The sequence below is a fragment of the Winogradskyella marina genome, from assembly GCF_015645385.1.
GTDB lineage: Bacteria > Bacteroidota > Bacteroidia > Flavobacteriales > Flavobacteriaceae > Winogradskyella > Winogradskyella marina.
This window is the reverse complement of the sequence record NZ_JADOET010000028.1, coordinates 1-7,390: the sequence shown is the minus strand read 5'-3', so window position 1 is coordinate 7,390 and position 7,390 is coordinate 1. Positions and strand designations below refer to the sequence as shown.

General features: G+C 30.4%; 9 protein-coding genes. All 9 read right to left on the bottom strand.

Annotation, left to right across the window (positions count from 1 at the left end):
* Positions 1-122: 122 nt before the first annotated feature.
* Complete coding sequence (locus ITJ86_RS16905; protein ID WP_195872833.1) at positions 123-749, bottom strand: hypothetical protein; 627 nt, start codon at positions 747-749, stop codon at positions 123-125.
* 166 nt (positions 750-915) lie between these two features.
* The gene (locus ITJ86_RS16900; protein WP_195872832.1) at positions 916-1,803 is read right to left on the bottom strand and encodes a YwqG family protein; all 888 of its coding nucleotides are present in this window, start codon (positions 1,801-1,803) and stop codon (positions 916-918) included.
* A gap of 167 nt (positions 1,804-1,970) precedes the next feature.
* Positions 1,971-2,567 carry a mobile mystery protein B gene (locus ITJ86_RS16895; protein ID WP_144118201.1) on the bottom strand — a complete coding sequence of 199 codons (597 nt, stop codon included), beginning with the start codon at positions 2,565-2,567 and terminating at the stop codon, positions 1,971-1,973.
* Positions 2,558-3,019, bottom strand: a complete 462-nt coding sequence (locus ITJ86_RS16890) for a mobile mystery protein A (RefSeq protein ID WP_144118200.1) — start codon at positions 3,017-3,019, stop codon at positions 2,558-2,560. The genes ITJ86_RS16895 and ITJ86_RS16890 overlap by 10 nt, the downstream gene beginning before the upstream one ends.
* A gap of 282 nt (positions 3,020-3,301) precedes the next feature.
* Positions 3,302-4,033, bottom strand: a complete 732-nt coding sequence (locus tag ITJ86_RS16885) for a DUF6090 family protein (RefSeq protein ID WP_195872831.1) — start codon at positions 4,031-4,033, stop codon at positions 3,302-3,304.
* 153 nt (positions 4,034-4,186) lie between these two features.
* Entirely contained in the window at positions 4,187-4,906 is a 720-nt protein-coding gene (locus ITJ86_RS17415) for a hypothetical protein (RefSeq protein WP_230080336.1), read from the bottom strand.
* A 194-nt stretch (positions 4,907-5,100) separates the two neighbouring features.
* Complete coding sequence (locus ITJ86_RS16875; RefSeq protein WP_195872830.1) at positions 5,101-5,727, bottom strand: outer membrane beta-barrel protein; 627 nt, start codon at positions 5,725-5,727, stop codon at positions 5,101-5,103.
* Between the two features lie 142 nt (positions 5,728-5,869).
* Positions 5,870-6,661 carry a CPBP family intramembrane glutamic endopeptidase gene (locus tag ITJ86_RS16870; protein ID WP_195872829.1) on the bottom strand — a complete coding sequence of 264 codons (792 nt, stop codon included), beginning with the start codon at positions 6,659-6,661 and terminating at the stop codon, positions 5,870-5,872.
* 174 nt (positions 6,662-6,835) lie between these two features.
* A complete protein-coding gene (locus ITJ86_RS16865) occupies positions 6,836-7,273 on the bottom strand; it encodes a GNAT family N-acetyltransferase (protein ID WP_195872828.1) in 438 nt (145 codons plus the stop codon).
* Positions 7,274-7,390 lie beyond the last annotated feature (117 nt).

The window sequence follows — 7,390 nt, the reverse complement described above, 5'->3', positions numbered from 1 at the left end:
GCGTGGTTAAGCAACTAAGTTAACAAATAAAAACCGAATAGAAAATCCGCGAGGATTTTCGTAAGTAGGCTAGAACCAAGCAATAAATTATATACAGTGTTGTAAGCCGTTTTTTATTCAGTTTATGATTTAAAATTCCTCCAAATTTCGTGTAATTCATCAACTTCTTTTTCGGTCATATATTTATTGAAAAGCCCACAGTTCGTGAAATAAGCCATACATTCTCCAAACTTTAAATATTGACTTTTTGGAATTACTCTTTTTGCTAAACACTTTTTTAATATTCCTATTCGTTTATTTTCGTCTTCGGCAATTATTTGGTCAATTTTCAAAATATCAGTTATCGAAAATTTGTCTTTAACTGACTCAATTGTTTTTATTTCATTCCAATATTTTCTTGCTCCAATTCCTTGTTCTACATTACGAAACCTATTTTTATCTAAAGCGAATTTCAATGGTTCTTTGCGCTGAACATCTAATTTTTCGGTTACAATTTCAGTCCAAAATTTTTCAGTTTCCAGACTTATAGTTTCATTCCAATAAATCAAAAGTTCATTTTCCAATGATTTAATTTGAGATGAATTTAATTTACTAACTTTAGATTCGTTAGTTAAACATTCCTTAGTGAATTTTGAGAGTTCAAGAAAATAAGGTTTTGTTGCGTTGTCAATTTCGGTTGATTTACGAACGATTCTTTCGTGGATTTCAACTGTTTTTAAAATCTTTTCAATGTTTTCGATTTTTGTCAATTCGTTCCGGTTTTTCTTAAATGGCTTACAACGTTGTTGTATATGGTTTGTTGCGTGTTTTAAGTAACTAATTTAGTAAATAATTACTGACCAAGAAAATCCGCGAGGATTTTCGTAAGTAGGCTAGAACTAGCAATAAATTATATACGGTGTTGGCAACTGTGCTTTATGAGTTTTGTAGTTCAAAATATGTGTTTTCAAAATTTCCATTTGCTAAATCTTTTTCTGCTATTCCGAAATAAATTCCACCACTAGCTCCAAAACCAGAAAAATTTGGTTCATAATCAGACATATCGATTTGCAATAAAAGTCTTATTTTTTTTTGATTTTCTAAAACTCTATGTTGGTCTATTATATTTAATTCTGATAAAGTTTTTAGTTTATGTCCAATAGATTGTAAAGCCCAAGGATAGTTTACATCTCCCTGTACAGCTTGTGCATTTCCTAATATCTGATGTCCGATATCTTCTCCAGCTGATGTTAATTCATTTATTATTTCTGAAGCTTCAAATAGTAAATTATCATCTTCATCCGTAAAATTCAAATCTAGGATTTTATAGTTTTGATATGATGGCAAACTGAATTGCTTGAAATATTCAATCTCGCATTCATTAAATTTTGCCAAATCGCTATATTTTTCAGGGTAGTTTCTTTGTTCTAAATTCGATAGTTTTTCAATGAAGATTACACGATGCATATCTTTAAGATTTTCATATCGATAATCATCTTGGTTGGTCGAAAAGAAAAATAATAATAAACCATTTTTTGGAAGAGAATTTAACTTGTCGAGCTTAATTTCAGATAGATTTATTTGTCCTAAAAAGCCAAACGGAAATCCATTTAGATTTGGCCATTCCATTTCTTTTCTTAAATCAGGTAAACCTCCAAATTTCGATTTTCCAATTCCGATTTTTGAACTTGTCTTTTTAGTTTTAACTCCAATTGTCGGTTCTAGTAATTGCGTGATTTTTTCAGAATCCACGTCCCAAGGCAGTTTCCTTAATTCTGACTCTATTTTGGATTTAAGCTTTTTTTTAAATGGAAATATATTCATCTAAATTCAATGTTTCTCGGTTGCTTTTGCATTGTTGCCAACGTGTTTGTATATGGTTTGTTGCGTTGTTAAGCAACTAAGTTAACAAATTAAAACCGAATAGAAAATCCGCGAGGATTTTCGTAAGTAGGCAAGAACCAAGCAATAAATTATATACAGTGTTGGCTTTAGTTTTTTGCAAACTCAATTAGTGGTTTAACATTTCCATTGTCAGCTTCTTTCAATGCATTAATATACTCTTTTCTAATTTCATTAGCTTTTACCATATTAGACTGATGCCACGAAAATATTTCATTTCCAAATATTGATTCCATAATTACGTCTGCCATCATTCTTGAATGTCTTCCATTTCCATTTGGGAAACAATGAATAGATACTATTCGATGCTTGAATCTAATTGCTATTTCTTCTGGTGAAAAGGTTTTGTTTTCTATCCAATATTTGGTATCGTCCAGTAAATTTTTTAATTCTAGCCCAATTTTTGTCCATGGAATTCCGATGTTTTTTTCAGTTCTTCTAAATTCACCAGCCCATTTCCATACGTCACCATACATTTTTTTATGTAAGTCTTTAACAAACTTTTCTGTCAAAATATTTTCAGGTTTCAAATTTGTGTGAATAGTCCATTCGACAGCTTTTTCAATGTTCAGTTGCTCAAATTCATCCAACTCTCCTTGAGTCGTAATTGATTTTATTTTAAGACCATCCTTTTCTTCTTCTTCTAAGGGTGTTTGTCCATCTTTGTAAACGAATTCTAATCCCATAATGACTTTCTCATTTCTCGTTTTATTTCATTAGCAAGTTCCTTTATGGTTTTGGCTATCTTGTCATCTCCAATTCCTTGGTCCTCTAGTTTCATATTTTGATTGGTCCGTAATACTATTTTTTGAGCCAGTTTATCTGCTTTTTTCTGTATTAAATCGTCTATGGTCTCATTTTTTGGGACCAATGCATATACCAATTTTAAATCCAGAGCCATGGCAACATCTTTTAAAGAATTGAGTGTTATCGTGCCATTAGCCTCACTTTCCTCAATTCTTTTTACGCCTTGTCTTGTAATATTTAGTTTAGCACCAAGTTGGGCCATGGTCATATTAAGTGCAGTTCGAATAGTATTTATCCATCCACGTTCTGGGACCAGGACCTTTCTGCTTTCAGAGAATGGTTGTAGCTTTTGGTCCAATTGTTCGATTAAAAGTTTTCGCTTATTTCTCATTTTTTTGTAAATATTTAAGTTTACAAAACATAAATAATGTAAACTTTTGTGTTTACAAATATATAAAAAAGTCAATATATAAGTTTACAAAAAATAAAAAAAGTAAACTTAAATGTTTACTTATGAATGTTCTTTAAATTAAAGCCAACGTGTTTGTGTATGGTTAGTTGCGTGGTTAGGCAACTAAGTTAACAAACATTTACGAACCCGTGAAAATTCCGCAGGAATTTTCGCAAGTAAGGAAGAACCTAGCAATTAATTATACACGTTGTTGTGCTTTCGTTATTTGTTTAACTTTTCCTTGATTAATTCAGATAATTCTTTTGTGGATTCTAGTAAATTTTGCATATCCGTCAATAAGTTCTTTTCCGTAAAATCTTTTAATTGAAAAGTTCCATTTGTGATATTAATAACTGAAATTATATCTTGCTCCCTAATTAATTGATTTGATAATTTTGGATTTATATTTAAAATAAAATTTATACCTCCAAGACCAACCGCTTTTTGGCTATCCTTTAAAAAAACATCATTATTACCAGATGATCTTTTAATAACTTCGTTTTGAGTAGTTCTCAAATCTAGTAGGCCGTTCCTTATTTCATCTGACATTAACTTAATGTCTCCCGTAGAAATTAAAGATTCTATAGTGTTTGTATTAAAATTAATATACCAAAATTCCCAATTAAGTGCACCAAGAAGAGGAATGACATCATTAGTACTTTCTGCTTCAGGTAACTTTTCTAAATAATTTTGATATTTTGAAAGACTCGAATCGAGATTTATAATGTTTTTGTTAATATAAATAGTGTCCTTTTCTAAATCTTGTAGCACCTGTTTATAATAATTATTGCGAATTTTTGAGCTTTTTCTGTTTTCATTCCAATTATTAATCTGTAACGCTATCAAAATTCCGATAACTACAAGCACAATTTCACCAATCGCATATTTAAAATACTTTTCAGTTTTGTTTTCCATAAGTAAGTTTTGGCGAATTTTTCTAAAGAATTTTATCATTGGTTAGCGGTTTGACATAATGAAGCACAACGTGTTTGTGTATGGTTAGTTGCGTGGTTGGGTAACTAAGTTAGCAAACATTTACGAACCCGTGAAAATTCCGCAGGAATTTTCACAAGTAGGGAAGTACCTAGCAATTAATTATACACGGTGTTACCCAACGTTTTTTATTATTTGTTCAATTTCACAATCTGTTTTAATATCTTTTCCTTTCTCTGTAAACTCATATAAAAGAGGTTTTGTTGAAGTATTCTCAATAAATTTATTATCAACTAATAAATTTAAATATTTTCTTATTTCCTCATTCTTATAGCCAGTTGATTGAGCAACTTCTTTTATAGAAAACCATATATGTTCAATGGGTTCTACACAATTATCTGAGTGAAGCCACAGTTCTTTTAAAAGCCGTTTGAGTGGTTTCAATAAATATGTTTGTTGTATTCCGTTTTTTATTTTTTCAATCCAGTTTTTGTCTGTTGGTTCAACAATAATTGCTTTAAAATTAAATTTTTCACTCTCAATTCCAACACCTTTTAAATCGTCAATATGTAAGTCAAAATCAAAAGCTGGTGGAAACTTTGATGAGTTAATATTCCGAGATTTTAAAACTTTCCGATTTTCTTTTTCGTTTACAATTCGGCTGACTTTTATTCCATAATATTTTAAAGTCAATCTTATTTTTGTTTTAGTTCTATATGATGTTGTATAAATATGAACTTTGTGACCTTGATTTTGCAAATCAGAAATCAATTCACGTGTGCCTTTTCGCATTTCCTCAATTCCGAACAGTTTTGCAATTCCGTTTCTGTTTTCAGTTTCAAATTCCTTCCCGTTTGGAATTAATGTGCTGTCAAGGTCAAAACTTATATTCATTTATTTATTGTCAAATATTGTTTTCGATTCGATTCCGTGATTTTTTGTCAAATGTTGGGTAACGGTCTCGGCTATGAACAGTTGCGTGGGTTGGCACGGACTTTTGCAAGTACACGACAAGCTGAAAATTCCGCAGGAATTTTCAGGATAAGCCTGTAATAGCAATTGTTTATAGCCATTGTTGTGCAACGTTTTTATAATTCGATTATTAATATTACTCCAACGGAATTCAGATTTTTCATTTTCTGTTCGTCATTTATTCCAACATTATTATTTGTCTCAAATTTGCTAAAGTCAGATTGTCCGTTATAATTTATGCCAGCATAATAATTATCAAATATCTCATACAAAAATCCAAGTCCAATTTGTGCTCCAAAATTCCAGCCTTCATAAATATCTTTTTGAGTACCATTTATAAATCGGTATTCATCTTTGATTATCGTCTGTCCAAAGAACCCTAAATTTGCAAATATTTTAAAGTCATCGGATATTTTAGAATTCAATGTAAACAACAATGGAATTTTTAACAAACTTCTTTCGTGGTAAAAGTTTCCAATTGAGTTAAATCCGTTACCTGATAATTCGTTTATTCCAATACCTGTTGCTATTCCAAATTTTTGATTTAGATTGTAATTCAAAAGAATTTCTCCACTGTTACTATTCAGATTATAATTCGGTTCGTTGTCGTTTTCCATAATTCCGTATCCAATTCCACCGTATCCAATTATATTGAATTTGGATTCTTTAACTTCGTCTTGAGCTTGGATAAGATTAAAAGTCAAAAAGAAGGCAAACAGTAAGATGTAGTTCAGTTTTTTCATTGATTTTCGATTTTTTGTTAAATGTTGCACAACGTGATTGTATAAGATTAGTTGCGTGTTTTAAACACTAAAGTTAGCAAATAAATCACAGATAGAAAGTCCGCGAGGACTTTCGTAAGTAGGCTATAACCTGCAATTAATTTTATACGGTGTTAGCTGTAGTAATTTTCTTCATTCCGATTATTGTTATAATAATTCCAACTCCAAATAATAGCCAATAATAAATGTCAAAATTATAACCAACCAGCCAATTGTCATAAGAGGTTCCAATATTGTTTGTCGTAACTATAATTAAGTTTACAATGAAATGAAGCACTATGCAATAACCGATTTTTTTAGTTTTCAAATATATTATCCCGAGTATAATTCCACTTATGAAAGTCGGTATTAAATTATTAGGTGTTTCAATATGCATTATTGAAAAGCAAATACTTGAAACAATTATTGCTAAAATCGGTTTATTCTTTTCTAACAATTTTTCTAATAAAAATTTTCTGTAAAATAGTTCCTCGACTATTGGTGCAATTAATAATGTGGAAATCAGACTGTAGATTAAAGCAATATTATTGTTAGAACTAACAAAGTTATTATTTGTAGAAATTCCTTGATAATATTCCATTATTTTATTGAAATCCCAAAAAGGTTTATTTATTAGTAACAAACCAATTCCAATTAGAGGTAAATACAAATATACTCGAGGATTATAATTCTGAACTTTAAGAGCTTTTTTAAAATCAAAATTTGGTTTCCAAAAGAAAAAATAAATGGGTAAAAATGCTCCAACAATAGATACAATTTTAGTTATTCCAAATATATGAGTAAAGTCATCTGGTTCTCCAATCAAATATTTAATCGGAAGAAGTATTGCGAGTTGAATTATTGTCCAAAATACAAAAGCTAAAATTGTATATAAAAATGCTTTAATTATACTCATTTTTTTTTGGGACGATTTGGTTTTTATTACAGCTAACGTTTATGTATAAGAATAGTGCGGTTTTGTGTGCGAGGATTTTCCGCAGGAAAATCAGACGTAACAAAAGGGCACGGACTTTCGATTAAGCACTAAACTAAGCATTATTTTTATACGGTGTTGGCAACTGGCTTTTATTTATTCGGTTAGTTCTTTCGAGAAATATATTCGTCTGTGTCCTTTTGGAAAACCTTTCATTTCTCCAATTGGTTTATATCCATTTTTCAAGTAAAATTTCTCTGCTTGAAAATCAAACGTGTCGAGCATTGAAATTTTTGCTCCTTTTTCAATAGCTATTTTTTCAGCGTGTTTTAAAATCCGTGTGCCAATTCCTTTTTTTCGGTATTCTTCTTTTACCCACAAAATATTAATTTCAAGTCCATTCCAATATCCAAGTCCGGCTAATATTCCACCAATTTCAATTCCGTTTTCATCTTTTGCTACAAATTCCAAGCGAGTCCAAATATCAGAAATTGCTGGAACTTTACTCAAATTGTATTCGTTAATTCCGTCAACGATTTTCTTTATATTCTCCTTTTCGCAAGGTTCAATAGTAAATTCAGTTTTTATTTCCATTTGAGTGATTCAGCTTGTTGCCAACGTGTTTGTATATGGTTTGTTGCGTGGTTAAGCAACTAAGTTAACAAATAAAAACCGAATAGAAAATCCGCGAGGATTTTCGTAAGTAGGCTA